At 71.0% G+C, this 20,214-nt stretch carries 13 protein-coding genes, 1 tRNA gene and 1 pseudogene; 10 read left to right on the forward strand and 5 right to left on the reverse strand.

Annotated features, from left to right (window positions below):
• Positions 1-87: 87 nt before the first annotated feature.
• The 3 genes from ACGFNI_RS07830 to ACGFNI_RS07840 all read right to left on the reverse strand — a co-directional run bounded on the left by ACGFNI_RS07830 (position 88) and on the right by ACGFNI_RS07840 (position 6,346).
• Positions 88-3,372 (reverse strand): right-handed parallel beta-helix repeat-containing protein, encoded by a 3,285-nt coding sequence (locus ACGFNI_RS07830; RefSeq protein ID WP_393681639.1) that lies wholly within the window; start codon positions 3,370-3,372, stop codon positions 88-90.
• A 465-nt stretch (positions 3,373-3,837) separates the two neighbouring features.
• Entirely contained in the window at positions 3,838-5,610 is a 1,773-nt protein-coding gene (locus ACGFNI_RS07835; protein ID WP_393681641.1) for an ATP-binding protein, read from the reverse strand.
• Positions 5,611-5,617: 7 nt separating this feature from the next.
• On the reverse strand, positions 5,618-6,346 hold the full coding sequence (locus ACGFNI_RS07840) for a response regulator transcription factor (protein WP_393681643.1): 729 nt from the start codon (positions 6,344-6,346) through the stop codon (positions 5,618-5,620).
• Positions 6,347-6,501: 155 nt separating this feature from the next.
• Between ACGFNI_RS07840 and ACGFNI_RS07845 the strand changes: the two genes are divergently transcribed.
• The 10 genes and pseudogenes from ACGFNI_RS07845 (at position 6,502) to ACGFNI_RS07890 (ending at position 18,179) form a co-directional block, all read left to right on the forward strand.
• The gene (locus ACGFNI_RS07845; RefSeq protein WP_393681645.1) at positions 6,502-7,899 is read left to right on the forward strand and encodes an AMP-binding protein; all 1,398 of its coding nucleotides are present in this window, start codon (positions 6,502-6,504) and stop codon (positions 7,897-7,899) included.
• A gap of 1 nt (position 7,900) precedes the next feature.
• The gene (gene cofD / locus ACGFNI_RS07850) at positions 7,901-8,920 is read left to right on the forward strand and encodes a 2-phospho-L-lactate transferase (RefSeq protein ID WP_393681646.1); all 1,020 of its coding nucleotides are present in this window, start codon (positions 7,901-7,903) and stop codon (positions 8,918-8,920) included.
• Positions 8,917-9,819 (forward strand): LuxR C-terminal-related transcriptional regulator, encoded by a 903-nt coding sequence (locus tag ACGFNI_RS07855; RefSeq protein WP_393681647.1) that lies wholly within the window; start codon positions 8,917-8,919, stop codon positions 9,817-9,819. Before cofD ends, ACGFNI_RS07855 begins: the two co-directional genes overlap by 4 nt.
• A gap of 155 nt (positions 9,820-9,974) precedes the next feature.
• A complete protein-coding gene (locus ACGFNI_RS07860) occupies positions 9,975-12,827 on the forward strand; it encodes an AAA family ATPase (RefSeq protein WP_393681649.1) in 2,853 nt (950 codons plus the stop codon).
• 161 nt (positions 12,828-12,988) lie between these two features.
• Complete coding sequence (locus ACGFNI_RS07865; RefSeq protein ID WP_393681650.1) at positions 12,989-13,333, forward strand: hypothetical protein; 345 nt, start codon at positions 12,989-12,991, stop codon at positions 13,331-13,333.
• Between the two features lie 460 nt (positions 13,334-13,793).
• Positions 13,794-14,237, forward strand: a pseudogene (locus ACGFNI_RS07870) (protease pro-enzyme activation domain-containing protein); the annotation flags it as partial.
• 36 nt (positions 14,238-14,273) lie between these two features.
• On the forward strand, positions 14,274-15,647 hold the full coding sequence (locus tag ACGFNI_RS07875) for a S8 family serine peptidase (protein WP_393682172.1): 1,374 nt from the start codon (positions 14,274-14,276) through the stop codon (positions 15,645-15,647).
• A gap of 205 nt (positions 15,648-15,852) precedes the next feature.
• Positions 15,853-16,146 (forward strand): hypothetical protein, encoded by a 294-nt coding sequence (locus tag ACGFNI_RS07880; protein WP_393681652.1) that lies wholly within the window; start codon positions 15,853-15,855, stop codon positions 16,144-16,146.
• Between the two features lie 136 nt (positions 16,147-16,282).
• Positions 16,283-17,191, forward strand: a complete 909-nt coding sequence (locus tag ACGFNI_RS07885; RefSeq protein ID WP_393681654.1) for a zinc-binding dehydrogenase — start codon at positions 16,283-16,285, stop codon at positions 17,189-17,191.
• A 70-nt stretch (positions 17,192-17,261) separates the two neighbouring features.
• A complete protein-coding gene (locus tag ACGFNI_RS07890; protein WP_393681655.1) occupies positions 17,262-18,179 on the forward strand; it encodes a cupin domain-containing protein in 918 nt (305 codons plus the stop codon).
• A gap of 700 nt (positions 18,180-18,879) precedes the next feature.
• Here the strand turns inward: ACGFNI_RS07890 and ACGFNI_RS07895 are convergent.
• Together ACGFNI_RS07895 and ACGFNI_RS07900 are read right to left on the reverse strand one after the other, a co-directional pair.
• Positions 18,880-18,953, reverse strand: a tRNA-Pro gene (locus ACGFNI_RS07895).
• Between the two features lie 234 nt (positions 18,954-19,187).
• The gene (locus ACGFNI_RS07900) at positions 19,188-20,111 is read right to left on the reverse strand and encodes an alpha/beta fold hydrolase (protein ID WP_393682174.1); all 924 of its coding nucleotides are present in this window, start codon (positions 20,109-20,111) and stop codon (positions 19,188-19,190) included.
• Positions 20,112-20,214 lie beyond the last annotated feature (103 nt).

The raw sequence follows: 20,214 nt of genomic DNA on the forward strand, positions 1-20,214 counted from the left end.
ACGCAGGTGCGGGCCGCGTCCACCACATACAAGTGGGTGTGATATCGCGGGTAATTCGCCGCCCGCCGGGTCAGCGGGCCGCCGCCCTCACAGGTTGGCCGCCTCCAGGTCCTCGGGCAGCAGCCTGCGCAGATCGTCGAGTCCCGCGTCGGGCAGCCGGCTGAGACGGCCCGCCTGCCGGGTGACCATCGCCTCCATGACCTTGCGGGCATAGCGCGCGTTGCCGAAGTCGTCGCCGCGCTGCACCGATGCGAAGTGCCTGCGCAGCCCGTCCACGGTCGCCGGGACGCACTCGTAGCCGTCCCGCGCGCAGGTGCCGAGCACGATCGAGAGCAGTTCCTCGGTGGTGTAGTCCTCGAAGTGCACGGTGCGCGAAAAGCGGGACGCCAGGCCCGGGTTGGAGGCCAGGAAGCGCTCCATCTCCAGCGAGTAGCCGGCCGCGACGACGGCGACGTCACCACGGTGGTCCTCCATCAGCTTGACCAGGGTGTCCACCGCCTCCTGCCCGAAGTCGGACGAGGAGCCGCCGGCCGGGGTGAGGGTGTACGCCTCGTCGATGAAGAGCACCCCGCCGCGGGCCCGCGCGAAGACGTCCTTGGTGAGCTGCGCGGTGTGGCCGACGTACCGGCCCACCAGGTCGGCGCGGGCCACCTCGACGAGCTGACCGCGCGGCAACACGCCCAGGGTGCCGAGGATTTCGCCGTACAGCCGGGCGACCGTGGTCTTTCCTGTGCCGGGCGGCCCGGCGAAGATCAGGTGGTGTCCAACGGAGGTGGCGGGCAGCCCGGCGGCCTGCCGCCTGCGGGCCGTGCCGAGCAGGTTGACCAGGTCCTCGACCTCGTTCTTGACCGCGTCCAGGCCGGTCATGGCGCGCAGCCGCCCCAGCACCTCGTCCAGCGCCCCGTCGTCGTGCTGCGCGGTACCCGCGCCGACCGCTGCCGCCGCCTGCTTGCCGACGTCGGACGGGACGAAGGTCGTCAGGTCGTCCTTGGACACCTCGGCCATCGCCGCCAGCCGGAACGCCTGCCGGTCGACCATCTCCTCGAACACCTTGCGGGCCGCCCGCGCGTTGCCGAACGACTCGTCCTTGTGCATCCGCTCGAAGTGCACTCCGAGCGCCTTCTCGGTCTCATCCGCCAGGGTGTAGCGGTGGGCTTCGCACTGCCGCTGCACGATGGTGACCAGCTCGGGGACGCTGTAGTTCTCGAACTCGATGGTCCGGCTGAAGCGGGAGCCGAGGCCGGGGTTGGACTCCAGGAAGTTGCTCATCTGGGAGGTGTATCCGGCCGCGATGACGACGACGTCGTCACGGTGGTCCTCCATCAGCTTGACGAGGGTGTCGACGGCCTCCTGGCCGAAGTTCGCCCCGCTGCCCTCCTGGGAGGTGAGGGTGTACGCCTCGTCGATGAACAGCACGCCGCCCAGGGCCTTTTCGAAGACCTCGGTGGTCTTGATGGCCGTACCGCCGACGATCTTCGCGACCAGGTCGGCGCGGGACACCTCCACCAGGTGGCCCGAGCGCAGCACACCCAGCGAGGCGAGGATGGAGCCGTAGAGCCGGGCGACGGTGGTCTTTCCGGTGCCTGGCGGGCCCGCGAAGACCACGTGGCGGGCGTTGGTCGGCACCGGCAGCCCGGCCTCGCGGCGGCGGCGCGCCAGCCGGTTGAGGTTGACGAGCATGTTGACCTGCTCCTTGACCGCCTGCAGCCCGACCAGTTCGTCGAGCCTGGCCAGCGGCCCGTGGGTGTCGGCGGCGCCGCCCGCCGCCACGCTCTCCCCCCAGACGTCGGGGTCGGTGTTGCCGCTGCTGGTCAGGTTCTCGACGCTGGTCTCACCGTCCGGCGAGGTCTGCCGCACGCCGGCGCCCTCGTTGTCGGTGGCCGTGCAGCCGGTCACCCGTACCCGCTTGGCCGTCTCGACCCTGACCCCGTCGCCGGCGTTCTGGGTGAGCCGGCAGCCGTTGAGCGCACCCCGCGCCTTCTGGCCCACCAGCACGCCGTTCGCCTTGCCGTCGTGCACCCAGGTGCGGACCGCGGTCAGCTCCGCGTCCTCGTCCAGGGCGACGCCGTCGGCCCCGGATCCGGCGATCTCGCAGTCGAGCAGCGTCACGGTGCCACGCGGGCCCGCCTGGACCCCGGCACGTTTCGCGGCCCGCACCGTGGTGGCCTGGAGGGTGGGCCCGGCGCCTTCGGCGACGTACACCCCGCACTGGCCGGCTCCGGTCAGCTCGCAGTCCTCCAACTGGCTGCGCCCGGTGCCGCGTACCTCGACGGCGTGCCCGGCGGGTTCGGTGACCTTCACCCGGCGCAGTACCGGTTCCGCTCCCCCGTCGATGAGGATTCCGGTGCCCTTCGCGCCGGTCACCTCTGCGCGGTCCACGCGGGGCGCGCCGTCGCCGGAGAGCAGGATGCCATCCGCCGCGCAGCCGCGCACCTGGAGCCCGGTGAGGTGCGGAGCGGCGGATTCCTCGGTCACCACGCCGGAGCCCGATGCGTCATCGACCGTGCAGTCGGTGAAGGTGCCGCGTGCGTGCCCCGCGACGACGATGCCGTGTCCGTCGCTGCGTTCGACGGTCAGCCCGCGGAGCACGGGGTTGGTGTCGCCGGTGAGCGTCACGCCGTGGCTGGAGGTCTCGCTCACCGTGCAGTCCTCGACCGTGACCTGTGAGGAGGAGCTGATGTGCAGTCCGATGACCGTGTCCCGCAGCCGGCACTGCGCGATGCGGGTGGCGCTGTCCTGTTCGATGGCGACGGCGGGTTTACCGGTCATCGAGATGACGCAGTCCTCGACGCTGCCCCGTGCCCGCCCGTTGGCCAGCACGCCGTTGCCCCGGGCGTCCCGTACCGTGCAGCCGCGCACCACGGGTGCGGCCTCCTCGCCGATCACCACGCCGGAGCTGCCGAGGCGTTCGAAGAGGCAGTTCTCGATGATGCTGGGCGCGCGCGAGATGTCCACGATCCCGGCGCCCGCCTGGTTGACGACGTGGCAGTTGCGCATGGCCAGGGAGCCCTCCTCGCGGGAGAGCAGCGCCGTCCAGGCGGCGCCGGTGATCTCGCAGTCGTCGATGGCTGCCTGGCCGCGCGGCACGTCGATCACCGGCAGTTCGGTGTCCTCGCTGCGCAGCCGCAGCCCGGAGAGCTTGACCGCCTCGGCCAGGACCTGGACGGCGCTGCCGGTGCGCGGCGCGATGTCGACGACAGCCCCGGCCTCATGGGCCACCAGGGTGACCATTTTGGTCACCACGAGGTTCTCCTCGTACCGGCCGGCCCGCACGCTGATCACGGTGCCGCTGCGGGCCGCCTGGATGGCTTCTGCGATGGTGCGATGTCCGTCGACCCCGTCCGGGTCCACGATCAACAGGTGGCGAGCCAATGCCGCTCCCCCTTCGTTGTGATCGGGTCGGCGCCCGTACCGGTCCATGCGCCGGGGCGGGTCGGCTCCCTGATATCCGATGACGTGTGCTGATGACGTGTGAGGTGGTGGGGTCCGCGCGTGCGAAGGCCCCGGCCCGGGGCCGGAGTCCGGCGGTTGCCGGCGGCCGTGCGGACCGTGGGGCACCGTTACGGCGGCGCCGGAAGAGACATGGTCCGGCCCGCCGTTATGACGGGAACCCGCCGCGGCGCGACCTGATGACACGGTCAGACGCCGGTGTTCCCTTGTGGTGAATGCGGCAGTGGGCCCGCCCGGCCCTCGGGGCACCGGGGTCGGCCCCGGCGTCCCGCTCCAGTGGGCACACGAGGTGCGCCGCACTGCTGCCGCCGCGAAGTGTACGCGCAAATCCCCTTCCGTGGACGGCCCCTGGCGCCCGGACGTCGTGAAACGCCCCTGCGGGTACGGCTATTCGACCCGGTCTCCGGGAGGCGGTGCGCTGCCGGAACCGGTGTCGGAGGCGGCGTCGCAGGCGTCGGACGGTACGGCCCCTGGCACCGGCTCCGCTGTCGGCAGCGTGACGCGGGCCACGGTGCCGCCGCCGGTCGCCCCGCTCTCGATGGCGAGTTGGCCGCCCATCCCGTCGACGAGTCCCTTGGTGACGTGCAGGCCGAGCCCCGACCCCGGGTTCTTGGTGCGTTCCGCGCCGAGCCGGTCGAAGGGGACGAACAGCCGGTGCTGGAGGTGCTTGGGGATGCCGGGCCCGTCGTCCGTGACCACCAGATCCAGCAGGCCGTCCGCCCGGTGCTCGGCGCTCAGCACCACCCGGCCGCCCGGCCGGTTGTACTTGATGGCGTTGGTGGCCAGATTCAACAGGACCTGCCGCAGCCGCCGTTCGTCACAGACCGCGGTGGGCGCGTCGTCGGCGTTGACGACGTCGAACGTCACCTGCGCCTCCTGCGCCCCGGCCACCAGCAGGCCATGCACGTCGGTCAGCAGCGGCCCGACGGGCAGCGGTTCGGTGTGCAGCCGCAGCGCCCTGGCCTCGATGGCCGCCACGTCGCGGAGATCGTCGACCAGCGCCACGAGGTGATGGGCCGCCGAACTCATCCGCTCCAGCGCCTCCTGGCGCCGCTCCACGGTGAGACTGCCCGACCGCAGCAGCTCGCCGAAGCCGACGACGGCGTGCAGCGGGGTGCGGATCTCGTGCCCCAGGGCGGTCAGGAACTGGGACTTGGTCCTGCTGTTCTCCTCCGCGTGCCGCTGCGCGATCTCCGCCTCGGCGCGTGCCCTGCGCTCCTCCTCCGCGGCCTTGCGGCCGGTCTCGTCGACGAGGTTGACGCACCAGGACACGATGTTGCCGTACGCGTCACGGACGCCTGAGTAGGTGGTCGAGGTGACGATCGGCCCGTCGTGCAGGCGGTTGAAGCGCAGCTCGAACCGGTGCGTGTCGCCACCTTCGGCGGCGACGCCGTGCACCAGGCTCGGCCGGTCTTCGGCCTGCACCAGGTCCTGGAAGAAGCGGCCGACCAGGCCGGACGCGTCGGTCTGCAGCAGCGTGCACAGGGCGCGGTTGACTCGCAGCACCCGCCCGTCGAGGCCGAGCAGCGCCATGCCGGCGGCGTTGTCGTCGAACGCCCGGCGGAACCGTTCCTCGCTCTGCGCGAGGCTGCCGAAGAGCCGGTCGTGGTCGATGGCGACGGCGGCGAGGTGGGTGAAGCGGTCGACCAGATGACGCTCGTACTCGGTGGGTGTGTGCGGTATGTCGTGGTAGACCGCGAAGGTCCCCAGGACCTGGCCGTCCTTGCCCGGGATGGGGGTCGACCAGCAGGCCCGCACACCGGCTATGGCTGCGGCCGGGCGGAAGTCGTCCCACAGGGCGCTCTGCTGGATGTCGGACACCACGACCGGTACGGCCGTGTAGGCGGCGGTACCGCAGGAGCCCGCGCAGGGCCCGGTGTCCATGCCGTCGATCAGCTCGACGTACTCCACCGGCATGCTGGGGGCCGCGCCGTGGTGCAGCCGCCCGGAGCGTTCGTCGAGCAGCAGGACCGAGCACTTGGTGCCGGGCAGCAGGTCTTCCAGGGCTCCGGTGACGGCGTCGAGCACCGCGCGCAGCGCGGCCCCTTCCGCCATCATCTCCAGCACCTGGGCGTGGTGGACGAGGAGTTGGGGTATGGCCTCGGCGGGTACGTCGGGCCCCACTCCGAGGGATGCCCGCCGGTCGAATTCGCGCAGCATGGCCACCTCAGGGCTCGAATCGGTAGCCGACGCCGCGGACCGTGCGCAGCCAGCGTGGCCGGTCGGGATCTCGTTCCACCTTGCGCCGCAGCCGGTGCACGTGCTGGGTGACGGTGGCGGGCTCCTGCCAGTCGCTGGAGGACTGCCAGACGTGTTCGAGCAGTTGGTCGCGGGTGTAGACGTGGCGCGGCGATGCGGCGAGGAAGGCCAGCAGGTCGAACTCGCGGGCGGTCAGCTCCACCGCGCCGCCCCGGACCGTGACGGTCCTGGTCGCCCGGTCGATCATCAGGTCCTCCTGGGGGTGGGGCGGGGTCTGCGGCGCGGCGGGGGCGGCGGCCGGCGTGGGCTCCGTCCGCTTGCTGCGGCGCAGTACCGACCGCACCCGCGCGGCGAGTTCGGCGGGCGAGAACGGCTTGACGACGTAGTCATCGGCGCCGAGGTCGAGTCCGATGATGCGGTCCGTCTCGCCGGACCTGCCGGAGACCACGATCACGGGCAGGTCGGCCGACCTGCGTCTGATCTGGGTGAGGACGTCGAGCCCCGCGACCAGGGGCAGGGTGAGGTCGAGCAGCACCACGTCGGGCTGTCCGGTGCCGACGGCTTCCAGTGCCGCCTGGCCGTCGGCCGCCGTCAGGACGTGGAAGCCCTCGGACTCCAACTGCCATCTGGCCAAGGTCCTTACGTCCTCGTCGTCGTCCACCACCAGGACGTGAGCATGTATGTCGCCCGTCGGCAAGGCCCCTCCCCGCTTCGATCAACCGCACTGCGCGGGGTGGAGATCATCTCATGTTCGCCTCTTCGCGTCACCACGCGATCACCTTGAGCGAGCAGTTAAGCAATATTTGATGAACCGTTGCGGAGAAGGTGAGCTGACCGCACGAGAGTTCAACCGTGAGTACGAGATCCGCGGACACCGTTGCTGCCGCACTAGCCGAAGGCGCCGCCCTCCGAGGCGAGGAGACGTTCCTCGTCGTGGAGACCGCGCCGGGTGAGCAGCAGAGGATCAGCTGGGCCGAGATGGACGCGCGGGCGACCAGGACGGCGCGACTGCTGCGCTCGCTCGGCCTGCAGGCGGGCGACCGGCTGAATGTGCACGCGACCAACTGCGCGGAGTTCTACGACCTGTGGTTCGGTGCCGCGCGGCTGGGCGCCGTGATCGTCCCCAGCGACCCGCTGCACACACCGGACGAACTCGCCTATCTCCTGGCGCGCTCCCGCTGCCACCTCACCTTCACCCACGCGAGCCTGCGGGAGACCACCGCGCGGGCCCGCCTCCAGGCGCACGACTGCCGGCACCTGTTCGTCATCGGCGGGGACGGTGACGACGCCTTCCACACCGCGCGCGACGCGCAGTCCGACGCCCCGTGGTCCCCGGAGGAGGACGGCGCGGGCCCCGGGCCGCACGACACCCTGGGCGTGCTGCACGTGACGGCGGAACCCGGACGGCACGAGGAGGTGCTCGTCACCCATGCCGCGTACCTGAGTGCGGGGCGTTCCGTCGCCGCCCGGCTGCGGATGCGCCCGGACGACCGGCAGTTGGTCGTCCTGCCGCTGTTCCGGGGCAACGCCCAGCAGTACGCGTCGATGTCGTCCCTGGTCAGCGGCGCGTCGATAGCGCTCGCCCCCGGCTTTTCGGCCACGCACTGGCCGGCCCAGGCCCGGACGCTGGGCGCCACCGTCGCCGGGCTGCTCCCCTCGCCGATCTGCATGCTGCTGGCGCGGGAGGAGGGCGGCGACGACACCGCGCACCACCTGCGGGCGGTGGTCGCCACGCAGAAGGTGTCCGAGGAACAGATCGCGTCGTTCGAGAAGCGCTTCCATGTCTCGCTGCTCCAGCTGTACGGCATGCGGGAGACCGTCGCGCCGGTGCTGGCCCCGGCGCAGGCGAGGCGGCGCAAGCGGGAGCAGCGGGGGCCCGCCAGGACACGTCGGCCGGGTGAGGCGGGGCGCCCCCGACCGGAAGGGCCGTCCGGAGGAACCGTTTCCCGGTTATCACGGCCACAACTGATACCCCGTCACCACCCTTCGGCGGGCGGCCCATCCGCCCCCCAATCCCCCGGAAGGGATGCCCCCATGGCATGCAAGCGTCCCGTGACCGCCCGCCGCGCAGGCCCGCCGCACCCGACCGGCAGCGGCCGGCCACCGGGCGGACGGCGGACGGCCACGGAGAGAGAGCGGGCGCATCCGGTGGTGCACTCCCGTCGGCGGGTGCGCGGCGCCGACGCACTGTCGTCCTTGTGTGTCGCCGGCTGCCGGCGACCGCTGATCGAGCACGCTGAGGCGGAGTGACATGGTCAACGTTGTGGGTATCGGCGGCGGCATCGGCGCATCGCGCCTGTGGCTCACGCTGAACGACGCGCTGGATGACGGCGCGGCGGACGGCCCGTCGGGGCTGACGCTGGTGGTGAACACGGGTGACGACCTCTGGGCGCACGGTGTGCGCGTCTGCCCGGATCTCGACACCACGCTGTACGCGCTCAGCGGCCGGCAGGACGTGGAGCGCGGCTGGGGCACCAAGGGCGAGACCTGGCGGTGCATGGAGGCGCTGCGCGGACTCGGCGGCGATGTGTGGTTCAACCTCGGTGACACCGACCTGGCCACCCATCTGCTGCGCACGACGTGGTTGCGGGACGGCGTGGGCCTGGCCGAGGTGACCCGTCGGCTGGCGGCGGGCATGGGGCTGCGCTGCCGGGTGCTGCCGGCCACCGAACAGCCGGTTTCCACCCAGCTGTTGTGCACGGACGGCGAGCGGCGCAGCTACCAGGAGTTCCTGGTGCGGGACGCCGCCGGGCCCCGGGTGCACGAGGTGACGTACGCGGGGATCCCCGCGGCCCGCCCGGCGCCCGGTGTCCTGGAGGCGCTGGAATCCGCGGATCTCATCGTGCTGGGCCCGAGCAATCCGGTGGCGAGCCTGGGCCCGGTGCTGGCGGTTCCCGGGATACGCGAGGCGCTGCGGGACGCCGGGTGCCCGGTGGTCGCGGTCACGCCCACCGTCAGCGGGGTGCCGTTCGACGATCCGGGCGAAGCGCGGCGGGCGGACAGCAGGCAGCGGCTGATGGAATCCCGCGGCGTGCAGCCGACGGCCACCGGCGCCGCTGAGATGATCCGCGACCTGTGCGATGTCTTCGTGCTGGACCCGGCGGACGCCCAAGAGGCGGATGCCATCCGGGCGTTGGTCCCCGACGTGCTCGTCACGCCCACGCTCGCGAGCGGCGGCCGTGCCCCGCGCGCCCTCGCCGACGCCGTGCTCGGCGCCGCCGGCGCACCCCGTCGGGTCCGCTCCGGTGCGATCGGGGGCGCACGGCGATGACTCTCGTCAGCCCGGAGGGGACAGCAGCGCCCCGGCAGCAGATACTGGACGGACCGGTGCGAGGGGTGCGGGACGCGGTGGACAGGTCGCGCGGCGCCCCGGCGGGCCGGCCGGTGCCGCGGGTGCGTGCCGCGGCGGATCTCCAGGTGGGCCTGAAGGACGGCAGCAAGGCGGTGGGCACCGCATTCACCTTCACCGGCCTGTCGTACGGGGGCGAGCACGTGGCGCTCGGCTTCGGGGCGGTCCCGGCGCGGGCCGGGGAACGGGTGCCGCTGGTGGGTGTGCACACCGAGTGCCTGAGCGGCGAGGTCCTGGGGTCGCTGCACTGCGACTGCGGGGCCCGGCTCCAGGAGACGATGCGGGCGGTGCACGACGCCGGCGGCATCCTTCTCTACCTGCGCCAGAGCGACCGCGGGTTCGGTGTCACCGGCGGGCTCGACGTCTGCGCCAGGCAGCCGGCGTCGGCCGCGTGTCCCCCGGCGGGCGCGCCGCGGCGCAGCGACCGGGACCAGATCTGCCGGGTCGTCGCGGAGATGCTGTCGGCGCTGGGACTCACCCGGGTGACCCTGCTGACCTGCGATCCCGATTGGGCGGGGCCGATCACCCGGCAGGGCATCGCCATCGACCGGGTGGCGTCAGCCGCGGCCGAGCCGGAGCGGCGGGCGCCGGGGCCCGGCGGCCGGGCGGCTGCGCCCGCCGGGGACGGCTTCGTCACCCCGCGCGAGTACGAGGTGCTGCGCAGGGTGGCCATGGGCCAGAGCAATCCGGAGATCGCGCAGGCGATGTTCATCTCCCGCAACACGGTCAAGAGCTACCTGCAGAACGTGCTCCAGAAGCTGAACGTCCGCAATCGGGTGGAAGCCATCGCCCGTGCACGCGAGTTGGGAATCCCCTTGTGAGCCGCACCGTTCCAAGTCCCGGATTATCACGGATCCGAACATTCCGAACCCTCATCCGGAAGCGTCAGCGCCATCGGCAGGCGTGTGCCGCCATGAAGCCCAGGAAGACACGTGAAGGAATACTTCGGCATTCAGCAACGAACGAGTGAGTTCCGATGACCGCACCGGGGAGCTTTCACCCGCTGCACGAGCGTGACGAGCAACTCACCGCCCTGCACCGACTCTTGAGGGGCAGTCACATCGGCCCCGCCCGCTTCGCCATCGTCTCGGGACCGGCGGGCTGCGGCAAGACGGAGCTGCTGCGCACCTTCGCGCGGCAGGCCACGGCCTCCGGTGCCGCCTGTCTCAGCGCCACGGCGTCGCGGAGCGAGCGCCTCGTACCGTTCGGTGTGTGGGCACAGCTCTTCCGCAGCGCGGGCGGCCTCACCCCGCCCGCCGGCGGTGACCCGTCCCGCCTGCTGGACGGCAAGATCCTCAACTCCGTGACGGGCGCGGCGCCGCAGGACGGCTCCGCGCCGCTGTCCGCGCAGGTCATCAACACGGTGTGCCTGCCGCTCCTCGACGTCATCGACAAGATCCCCGGTCCGGTGGTCATCGGCATCGACGACTTCCAGAACGCCGACGCGGTGTCCCTCCAGTGCCTGGCGGCCGTCGTCCGCAGGCTGGGGTCCAAGCCGCTTCTGGTCGTGCTCGGCGAATGCGCCGACCGGCCATCGGCGGACGCCGCACTCCAGGCCGAGCTGCCGCTGGAGCCGCACTCGCGCCGGCTGCGGCTGCGGCCACTGTCCAGGCCCGGCGTGCAGGACCTGCTGGAGCTGCACCTGGGCCGGACGGCCGCGCAGCGGCTGGCCGACGCCTGTTACGAGATCACGGCGGGCAATCCGCTCCAGCTGCACGGCCTGATCGCCGACAACCAGCGGGCGGACACCGGCTCCTGCGATCCGGCCGTGGACTCCGGGTACGCCGCTGCGGTCCTCTCCTGCCTGCACCGCTGCGGCCTCGCCGCGCTCTCGCTCGCCCGGCACATCGCCCTGCTCGACGGCCCGGCCACCACCCGCGTCCTGGCGCAGGTGACCGGCGTCGACAACAAGACCCTGATGCGGACGATCGGCACCCTCAACGACGCCGGAGTGCTGTCCGGCATCCGCCTCCGGCACCCGAAGACGCGTGCGGCGGTCCTCGACAACATGGCGCCGGAGAAGCGGGCCGCGCTGCGCGCCCGGGTCGCCGAGGTGCTCTACCGGTGCGGCGCCGCGCCCCTGACCGTCGCCCGGCAGCTGCTCGCCGCCGCGCCGGTGCCGACCGGCGACTGGCCCGTCGCGATCCTCGACGAGGCGGCCAGGGCCGCCGTCCGAGGCGGGATGCTGGACCTCGCGCACGACTGCCTGGTCCTCGCGCGTGAACTGGAGCCCGCTGCCGAGAAGTTGCGGGACTCGATCACCGCGACGCTCTTCGACATCGAGTGGCGGACGGACCCGTGCGCGGCGGTCCGCTGCCTGCCCTCACCGGCCTCCGCGCCCCGCTCGGGCGCCCTCTCCGGCGCGCACGCCTCGATTCCGGTCACCGTGCCGCTGTGGTTCGGGGACGTCGATGCGGCGGTCGCGGGCCTCCAGCAGATCAGCGCGGCGCCCGAGGTCCACGCCCCGGGCGCCGCCGCCCGGGTGCAGGCGTCCCAGATGTGGCTGCGGCTCGGCTACCCGGCGGCGGCCGGCGGCTGGCAGCTCGCCGATCTCCCCGGCGGCCCGGCCGCCACGCAGCCGCCGGCCGGTCCGCTGAGCCCGCAGGTCCAGGGCGCCCTGCTGCTGAGCCGGCTGAGCGGCGGCGGCCCCGACACCGCGCTCGCGGACGAGGCCGAGCGGCTGGTACGCCACCACAGGCTCAACGAGCGCACCTTCGCCGTCCTGGCATCCTGCCTGATCACGCTGCTCTTCTCGGACCGCCTGGAGACCGCCGACGAGGCGTGCGGGCGGCTGGCCACCGAGGCGAGCGAGCTGTCGTCCCAGACCTGGCGCGCCCTGTTCACGGGACTGCGCGCGGAGGTCGCGCTGCGCCGCGGCGACCTGCCCGCCGCGCTGCGACTGGCGCACGCCTCGCTCTCCGTCATCTCCCACGAGAGCTGGGGCGTGGGCATCGGCATGCCGCTGGCCACGCTGATCCAGGCCGGCATCGCCTCGGGTCAGCTCGATGTCGCCCACCGCGCCCTCCAGGTGCCGGTGCCGGACGAAATGTTCCAGACGCCGATCGGCCTGCACTACATGCAGGCCCGCGGCCACCACTACCTGGTGAGGCGTCAGGAACCGGCGGCCCTTGAGGAATTCCTCACCGCGGGCCGCCTGACACAGAAGTACAGGATGGACATCCCCGCGCTGGTGCCCTGGCGCAGCGAGGCCGCCCGCGTGTACCTGACGCTGGGCGACCAGGAACGGGCCCGCGAACTGGCTCAGGCCCAGCTCGACCTGTGCACCACACTGCACGCCCGCGCCCGCGGCGCCGCCCTCCGCGTACTCGCCGCCTGCGCCGCACCCGGCCGCCGCGCCCCCCTGCTCGAAGCGGCGGCGACAGCATTCCAGGAATGCGGCGACACACGACAACTTGCCGCCACTACCGAGGAGTTGAGCAAGATGCAAGAAGATTCCCGCCCACACTGCGCCCCGTCCGGCGCCCCCTCAAGCGAACGGTGCACCATCCCCGACACCCCCGGCAGGCTCACCCCGCCGCCCCGCACCCCCCGCCAGACGACCTTCCCCCACGCCCTCCGCCTCACCCAGCCGAACACCGAACGCCGCCCCGCCCCCACCCTCAGCGAAGCCGAACGCAGAGTGGCCGACCTCGCCGCCCGCGGCCACAGCAACCGCCAGATCGCGGCCCGCCTCTACATCACCGTCAGCACCGTCGAACAACACCTGACCCGCGTCTACCGCAAACTCCGCGTAAAACGCCGCACCGACCTGGCAGCCGGCCTCCACACCACCACCCCACCCCAGGCGGAGGCGACGGCGGGACGCTGACGGAGATCCGACCCCCGATGCCCTCGCAGGGCGAGGCGGACGCGTTGCGGCCGGCTGCACGAGTGGCCCGACGGAAAGTTCACCGCCCGCCCGTAGCAGCGCAGGAGGAAGAGACACGTCCGGGCATAACCGGCGTGCCCCCGGCGGCAGTTGAGCTTGGCGTGAAGAAACACAACAGTCGCACCGAGGGCCCTGACGGCCTTGCCTGCACCGCCCGCCTGCCGCTGTCGAGCGCCACCTCGAACTACCTCGCCGAGGTAATACGCGGCCACTGCAAGAAGATCCGCTCGCCGTGGCGGGCGCTGCCCGCCGGGAAGATCGCCGGCATCGTGCTGGCGGTATTGCGCTGCGACCAGCGGCCCGGCGATCTGGCCGGTCGAGCACAGCTTCGCCCATCTGAAGAACTGGCGCGTCCTCGGCAAAGTCCGCACGAATCCGAGGTGGGCGACCGCGCTGGTACGGCCCTGCTGGTGCTGACGAACCAGGAAGTCGCCGCTGACGGGTGATCTTGTCGGTGGCCTTCCGACCCGGGCCTGCCCGAGCCTCCCGGCACCTACGCACACCAGGCCGACTGACGTGCAGTCTTCACAATGCACCGTGCTCAAATAAGCGCCGGCCCCAGCTCGGGCTGCTGCCGAGTCACCGGTCAGGGGCCCGGGTCCGCGCGTCGTCGCGGATGACGTGGACCACCCCTCTCGATCCTTCCGCAATCGCGGCGGTCGTGTACCTCGGTCGCGGCGGAGGCGATATCCCTAAAACTTCTTGACACGTTTCTGACATTTGCGGCTTACGGTCGGAGCGTGCCGCGGCACCGGTCAACAGCACGGTCGACGAGCTGCCCCCTTTGGATCGAGACATCCGGATGGAGACATCATTTTGCGGACAAGTAGATGGCTGGCGCTGGCTGCCGTTGCCGGGCTGACCCTGACAGCGACGGGTGAAGGAACAGCCGGCGCTGCAACGGATATGACTCAGCGTGCCTTGGTGGGAAACACGCCCCTGTGGACCACGTCGGCTGAGCACCTCGGGCATGCGGACCCGGGCGGGACTCTTGAAGTAAACATACTGTTGGCCGGCCAGGATCCCGCAGGGCTGGCCCGTCATGCTCAAGAGGTTTCGGATCCGCACAGTCCCTCCTACCGGCATTTCCTGACCGCACAGCAAGCTCTTGACCGGTATGGGACCAGCCATGTGCAGTGGGAACGGGTCACAACGTGGGCGCGTGCCGCGGGCCTGAAAGCTACGGTCAGCGGACCTCACTCGATTTCTGTGCGGGGAAACACAAGCCGGATTGAGGCAGCCTTCGGCACCCGCATCGACAAGTACCGCGTCGACGGACGCACAGTGCGGGCGCCCGCCCGTTCCGTCAGCGTTCCGCACTCCCTCGCAGGCGACGTCTTCGGAATAACCGGACTGGACACGAGGCAGCTAGCACATCCTATGAGTGTGCACAAGAACGCCCCTTCCACAACCGACAGTAAATGCTCGTCGTTCTACGGGGAAAAAACAGCGGCCAACCTCCCGCAGGCTTACGGGCGGACCGTCTCATGGGAGCCGTGCGGCTACACGCCGGCGCAGATACGCAGCGCCTACGGCATCAAGGGGACCGGGCTCACCGGCAAGGGCACCAAGGTCGCGATCCTCGCCGCCCTGGTCTCTCCCACCCTTCTGGCGGACGCCAACACCTACGCCGCTCATCACGGTGAGCAGCCCTTCGCCCCGGGACAGCTGACACTGCGCCTGCCGCCGGGCGCGCCTCAGATCGTGGGTGACGACGAAGGGGCGATGGATCTCGAAGCGGTGCATGCCGTCGCTCCGGACGCCGCGGTCACCTTCGATGTCGGGACAGGCGACGTGACCGGTAACGCGGTGCTGGACGCGCTGACCGACGTCGTCGACCACCGGCTCGCCGATGTGCTGACGAGCTCCTACGTGGAGGGCGTGCTGCCCGGTGGGCAGGGTGAGGACCCGGTGGATCCGGCGATTGTGAAGGCGACCGAGCAGTCCCTCCAGCAGGCCGCCGTTGAAGGCATCAGTACGAACTTCTCATCGGGCGACGGCGGCGGTTTCAACGACGGCAACGCTTCCCCCCATGGGGCTCCGCAACTGGAATATCCCAGTTCCAGCCCCTGGACCACCGCTGTCGGCGGGACGAGTCTGGCCATCGGGGCCAAGAACGAGTATGAGTGGGAGACCGGTTGGGAGAGTGACGCTTCGACACTGGCCGACGACGGTAAGTCCTGGGCTCAGCCTTTGCCCGGAACCTTCTCGGCTGGTGCAGGCGGCGGTGTGAGTACCGTCTTCCCCCAGCCTGCCTATCAGCGCAATGTCGTACCTGCCGCGCTGAGCTCACCGGACGGCAAAAAGCCGATGCGGACAATGCCCGACATAGCTGCTGTGGGCGACTTCCATACCGGCATCCGCGTCGGCGTGTCACACCCGTCCACTACCGGCCAAAAGCCCCAGTACCGCGAACAATCCGACGGAGGCACAAGTCTGTCATCCCCCCTCATCGCCGGCATGGAGGCCCTGGCCGTCCAAGCGGCAGGCGGAAAATCTCTGGGTTTTGCGAATCCGGCTCTCTACGCTCTGCAGGGGACGGGGGCCTACCGTGACGTCACCGACCACCCCAGTGGGGCGCACGAGAAGGAATCCCTCGCTGCGGAGATGGTGAACCCTCGAACGCAAGAAAAGTACACTCAGCTGTTTACTCTCGGACAGTCGGCCGACTCGGGTCTGGTATCAGGCACCGGCTATGACACGGTCACCGGTCTGGGCTCACCGACAGGAAACTTCTTCAAAGCCCTGGCAGGTAAGTAACGCACATAAATCTGTACGCGCGTGAAAACAGGACCTCTTGGCAACTCGCGGTTATCAATTCCAGCGAGCGGCAAGAGGTCCTGTGCCTCCATCTGGCGGGTGAGCCGCCCCGAGTTCCGCAGAGTCGGTGATCTTGTTTCAGCCCGGATCCACCGCCTTGATTCCGGGGTGATCGTTTCGGGGCCGTGGAGGCCGCGTCGGGGCGGTGCGGGATGAGCAGGACCGCCCGCCCGGCCACCCGCGCCGCTACCGGAGCGACAGCCTCGGCACCGGCCTGGACCTGCTCGGCCAGATGGTTCAACACCCGCTCCGGGACCGCCAGTTCGTGCCGCTCGACCTGGACTTCATGAAGCTGCTCGGCCAGCTGCTCCGCGAGGGCGTCCAGCTCGCTCCGGCGAGCGGAAATCCACTGCCGCTCCTGCATCCCCGGCGCGCACACCAGACCCGTGAACTGCGACTTCACGATGCACACCACTCACTGACACAGATCGTCAACTGATTGATTCTCACGGGTCTGGTCGCTGTCCCGGTCCTGCGTAGGGTTTCAAGGAGACGGCAGTGCGGCAATTGCGCACTCGATCTGCTGCAGCGCCGAGTGTTCAGGCGCACCCACGAGAGAAGGAAACACACCCCTTATGCGCGCCCTTGTGGTCGATCACAGTGAGGCCGGACCCGTCCGGTTCGCCGATGTCGATGAGCCCGTACCGTCCGCCGGTGAGACGTTGGTGGAGATACGGCACATCGGTCTCAACTTCGGAGAGCTGAATTACGTGGACCAGTGGCCGGCCGGCGCTGTGCACGGTCACGACGCGGCCGGCGTCGTGGTGCGCGCCGCGTCCGACGGCTCGGGGCCGCCCGAAGGTACGCGCGTCGCAGTGGGAATGGCTCCCCACGCGTGGGCGGAGCGGGTGGCGGTCAGCCCCGCCTCGCTCGGCACCGTCCCCGAGGGCGTGGACCTGGCCGACGCCGCCGCGCTGGGGATCGCCGGAGTCACCCCATTCCGGGTGCTGCGCAAGCGTTCCCTGCTGGCGCGCAACGTTCTGATCACCGGCGCCAGCGGGGGCGTGGGGCACTTCGCCGTCCAGCTGGCGGCGCTGGCGGGCGCCCGGGTGACGGCACTCGTCGGTTCGCCGGAGCGGGCCGCCGGACTCCGTGAACTCGGCGCCGACAAGGTCCTGACCGCCTTGGCCGAGACCGGGGACCGGTTCGACCTCGTCCTGGACACGGTCGGCGGACCACTGGTGGCCCAGGCCTGGAGTTCCCTCGCCGAAGGCGGCACCATCCACCTGGTCGGTTACTCCTCGGGGCAGGAAACCACGTTCCCGTCAGGGACCTTGTTCGGCTTCGGCGAACCCCGCAGTATCGCCACCTACGGCGACATGACGCCGACCAGCGGGGAGCTGACGGACCTGCTGGGCCTCATGGCCGCCGGGAGGCTCTCGGCACCGGTCGGACTGCGAGGCGACTGGCAGGACGTGGACGACGCCGTCCAGGCGCTGTTCGCGCGGAAGGTGCATGGAAAGGCCGTTCTTGACGTGGCCTGACGCTGTGGACGAGGACACATGCGCCTCGCCCGCCGGTGGGCGGTTCGCCGTGGTGGACGAGAATGGACCCATGGATGTGCTGGCGGAGGTCTTGCGTGTTTCGGGTGCGCGTGGGGCGCTCGGGGTCATGCTGAAGGCCGGAGGAACCTGGGGCCTGCGGCTGGACTCCTCTCCAGGAGCGGCACTGCACGTGGTGTCCCGCGGCACCATGTGGCTCCACGTCCCGGGCGAGAAACCTCTTCAGGTGCAGGCCGGAGACGCCGTCCTGGTGTCGCCGGGCACCGCACACGGGATAGCCGGCGGCGCCGGCGTGACGATGGGTTCCTGCGACCGTGAGGCGGCGGCCCGGTCTTTTGGCGATGGCCGGGCCCTGCGGCTGGGCTCGGCGCCGGTGCAGACGGAAGTGATCGTGCTGCGCTACGAGCAGGACCCGGAGGTGCGCACACCGGTGCTTACCTCCCTCGCTCGGCCGATGCACGTCACAGCCCGGGAGAACGCGCAGCTCAGAAGGGCCGTCGGACTTCTCGCTGCGGAGCTCGCACAGCCGCAGATCGGCACCACCGCCGCCATCAACAGCATCATCGACCTTCTGCTCGTCCAGTTCGTACGCGCCTGGCTGGCCCGCCACCCGCAGGAGCAGTCCGGCTCATGGCTGGGAGCGATGCGTGATCCGGTCGTGCGCGACGCTATGGCGTGTGTCCACGCCCAACCGGAACACCCCTGGACCACGGAGACCCTGGCCGCTGCGACGAGCGTCTCCCGGGCGACGCTGTCCAGACGTTTCCGGTCCGCCCTCGGACAGACGCCGGGCGCGTACGTGACGCAGTGGCGCATCGACCTGGCGTCCGTCCGGCTCCGCGATACCGATGAGCCGGTCGAGTCGATCTCCGGCGCGGTCGGATACGGCTCTCCGCACGCTTTCAGCCGTGCCTTCAGACGTGCCCGAGGCACGGCCCCTGGCGAGTACCGTTCTCGACTTCGCAAGTGATCCGGCCTCGGGACTGGTGGGCTCGCCTGTTGAGGTGTCGCGTATTCCTCGTTGAGGCCGTGCCTGGTGTCACCGTGTGTGGCCGCCGGAGGCGTATCGGCTCCAGGTTCCATCGGCTTCAGTGACCAGGCGGGTAGCTGTCTTGTCGTGGTAACCGAGCGTCTTCGCGATGACGGGGCCGGGGCTTGGATGACGAGTTGGCGGATCGCGGGGGCCCTGCCGCGCTGTGGCGGGACGCCGATCTCCCGCAGGTGGACTGGGAGACTGCCCGGATTCATCGCCTGTCCGGGCCGGCGGCCGGGGAAGAGCCACTGTGAACTTCTGCCGCTGACGCAGGGCAAGTGCTGGCAGGACTGGACGTACGCCCGCATGAGGTCAGCGAAGGGCTCCGGAGGCGGAGACGGCGGGTCTCCCAGCCGGACGGCGACGGTGGACCCGTCGTCGGCAGTGAGGCGGCACGACGTCGAAGTCGAGCACCTCCCACGTCCCCCTTCCCCGGGTGCTGAAGGGGGCCACTTCGTGATCAATTCCTCAGTCCGGAAAAGAGAGTTGAGGAGCGGGGAGCCGCAGCCGTCAGGGCTGGAGGGGCGGGGTGGCGCCGCTGCGACGGCGGGCGGCCACCGTCCACAGTCGTTGCGGGGGCACGGAAAAGCCCGCCGCCTCAGGTTTCCCCGAGCCGACGGGCTTCCGACAGTATCTGTCGGGACGACAGGATTTGAACCTGCGACCCCTTGACCCCCAGTCAAGTGCGCTACCAAGCTGCGCCACGTCCCGATGCCCGTCCGCCGGTTTTTCCCCGGCTGACCGCGCACGAGAACAATACCGCATGTCAGAGGGTGCGCGTTGCCATATCCCGGACGGGACGGGCGGACGAGGGCCGGACCGGGGCCGGGGCGAGTACCCGTACCGGCGGGGCAGGCCCGATCCGGCAGGTCCGGGCCCCGGCTGCGGGTCGGGCGTACGGCGTGGGCCCACGGGGCCGGACCCGCAGCCGGGTGGCGCGGTGGTTCAGATGCGCTTGTCGAGCCAGGCCAGCAGGTCGGCGTGGACCTCGTCGCGGTTGGTCTCGTTGAGGATCTCGTGCCGGGCGCCCGGGTAGGCGCGCCAGGTGAGGTCGCGGGTGCCGAGGTAGCGGAAGTCCTCCAGCAGCTCGCCCACCAGGGTCAGGCCCTGGTTGCAGGGGTCGTCGGCGCCGACCGCGATGTGGACCGGGAGGCCGCGCGGGATGCGGGCGAGGTCGGCCGGGTCGTTGATCTTGCGGACGGCGCGTACCCAGTCGATCACCAGGCCCGTGCAGAACGGGAAGCCGCAGTCCTCGTCGGCGGCGTACCGGTCCACCTCGTTGCGGTCGCGGGAGAGCCATTCGTAGCCGGTGCGGTGGGTGAAGGCGTCGTTGAAGGAGCTGAAGGCCCGCGGGATGAAGTCGGAGAGCGCGGCGCGGCCGTGCTCGGCGATCTCCGCGTCCAGCTCCGCGAGCGCGCTGTCGATTTCGAGTCCTGGCAGGGTGCGGAAGGTGCCGGACAGGATGAGTCCCGCGAGGTCGGCGCCGTACTCCTGGGCGTAGTCGCGGGCCAGCATCGACCCCAGGCTGTGGCCGAGCAGGACCAGCGGGATGCCGGGATGGGCGGCGGCTGTGTGGTCGCCGATGCGCTTGAGGTCGCCGACGATGGCCCGCCAGGCGTCGTCGCCGACCACGCCGCGGCCTCCGGTGGACGGGGCGGTGGCACCGTGGCCGCGGTGGTCGGAGGCGAGGACGCCATAGCCGTGGGCGGTCAGGAATCGGGCGAACCGGTCGTAGCGGCGGGCGTGTTCGGCCGCGCCGTGGGCGATCTGGACCAGGGCCCGCGGATGGCCGGACTCCGGGAGCCAGGTGTAGGTGGCGATGCGGGCGCCGTCGGGGGCCCGGTGGAAGTCCTGCTGCATGGCCTGCATGACGTCATCTCCTGACTGCGGGGCGGTGGCCGCCGTGACCTCGGTCGCGTGCGCGGAGTGCCCGTCGCCGCCAGGACCCGGGCTGCCGGCGCGCCGGGCGGGC

This window comes from Streptomyces sp. NPDC048644 (genome assembly GCF_043199105.1).
Lineage (GTDB): Bacteria > Actinomycetota > Actinomycetes > Streptomycetales > Streptomycetaceae > Streptomyces.

Excerpts from the sequence above, each read along its gene's own strand:
- ACGFNI_RS07885 (WP_393681654.1), top strand. The coding sequence starts at position 16,283 with ATGCGCGCCCTTGTGGTCGATCACAGTGAGGCCGGACCCGTCCGGTTC.
- ACGFNI_RS07855 (WP_393681647.1), top strand. The coding sequence starts at position 8,917 with ATGACTCTCGTCAGCCCGGAGGGGACAGCAGCGCCCCGGCAGCAGATA.
- ACGFNI_RS07890 (WP_393681655.1), top strand. The coding sequence starts at position 17,262 with ATGGATGTGCTGGCGGAGGTCTTGCGTGTTTCGGGTGCGCGTGGGGCG.
- ACGFNI_RS07835 (WP_393681641.1), bottom strand. The coding sequence starts at position 5,610 with ATGCTGCGCGAATTCGACCGGCGGGCATCCCTCGGAGTGGGGCCCGAC.
- cofD (WP_393681646.1), top strand. The coding sequence starts at position 7,901 with ATGGTCAACGTTGTGGGTATCGGCGGCGGCATCGGCGCATCGCGCCTG.
- ACGFNI_RS07860 (WP_393681649.1), top strand. The coding sequence starts at position 9,975 with ATGACCGCACCGGGGAGCTTTCACCCGCTGCACGAGCGTGACGAGCAA.
- ACGFNI_RS07900 (WP_393682174.1), bottom strand. The coding sequence starts at position 20,111 with ATGCAGGCCATGCAGCAGGACTTCCACCGGGCCCCCGACGGCGCCCGC.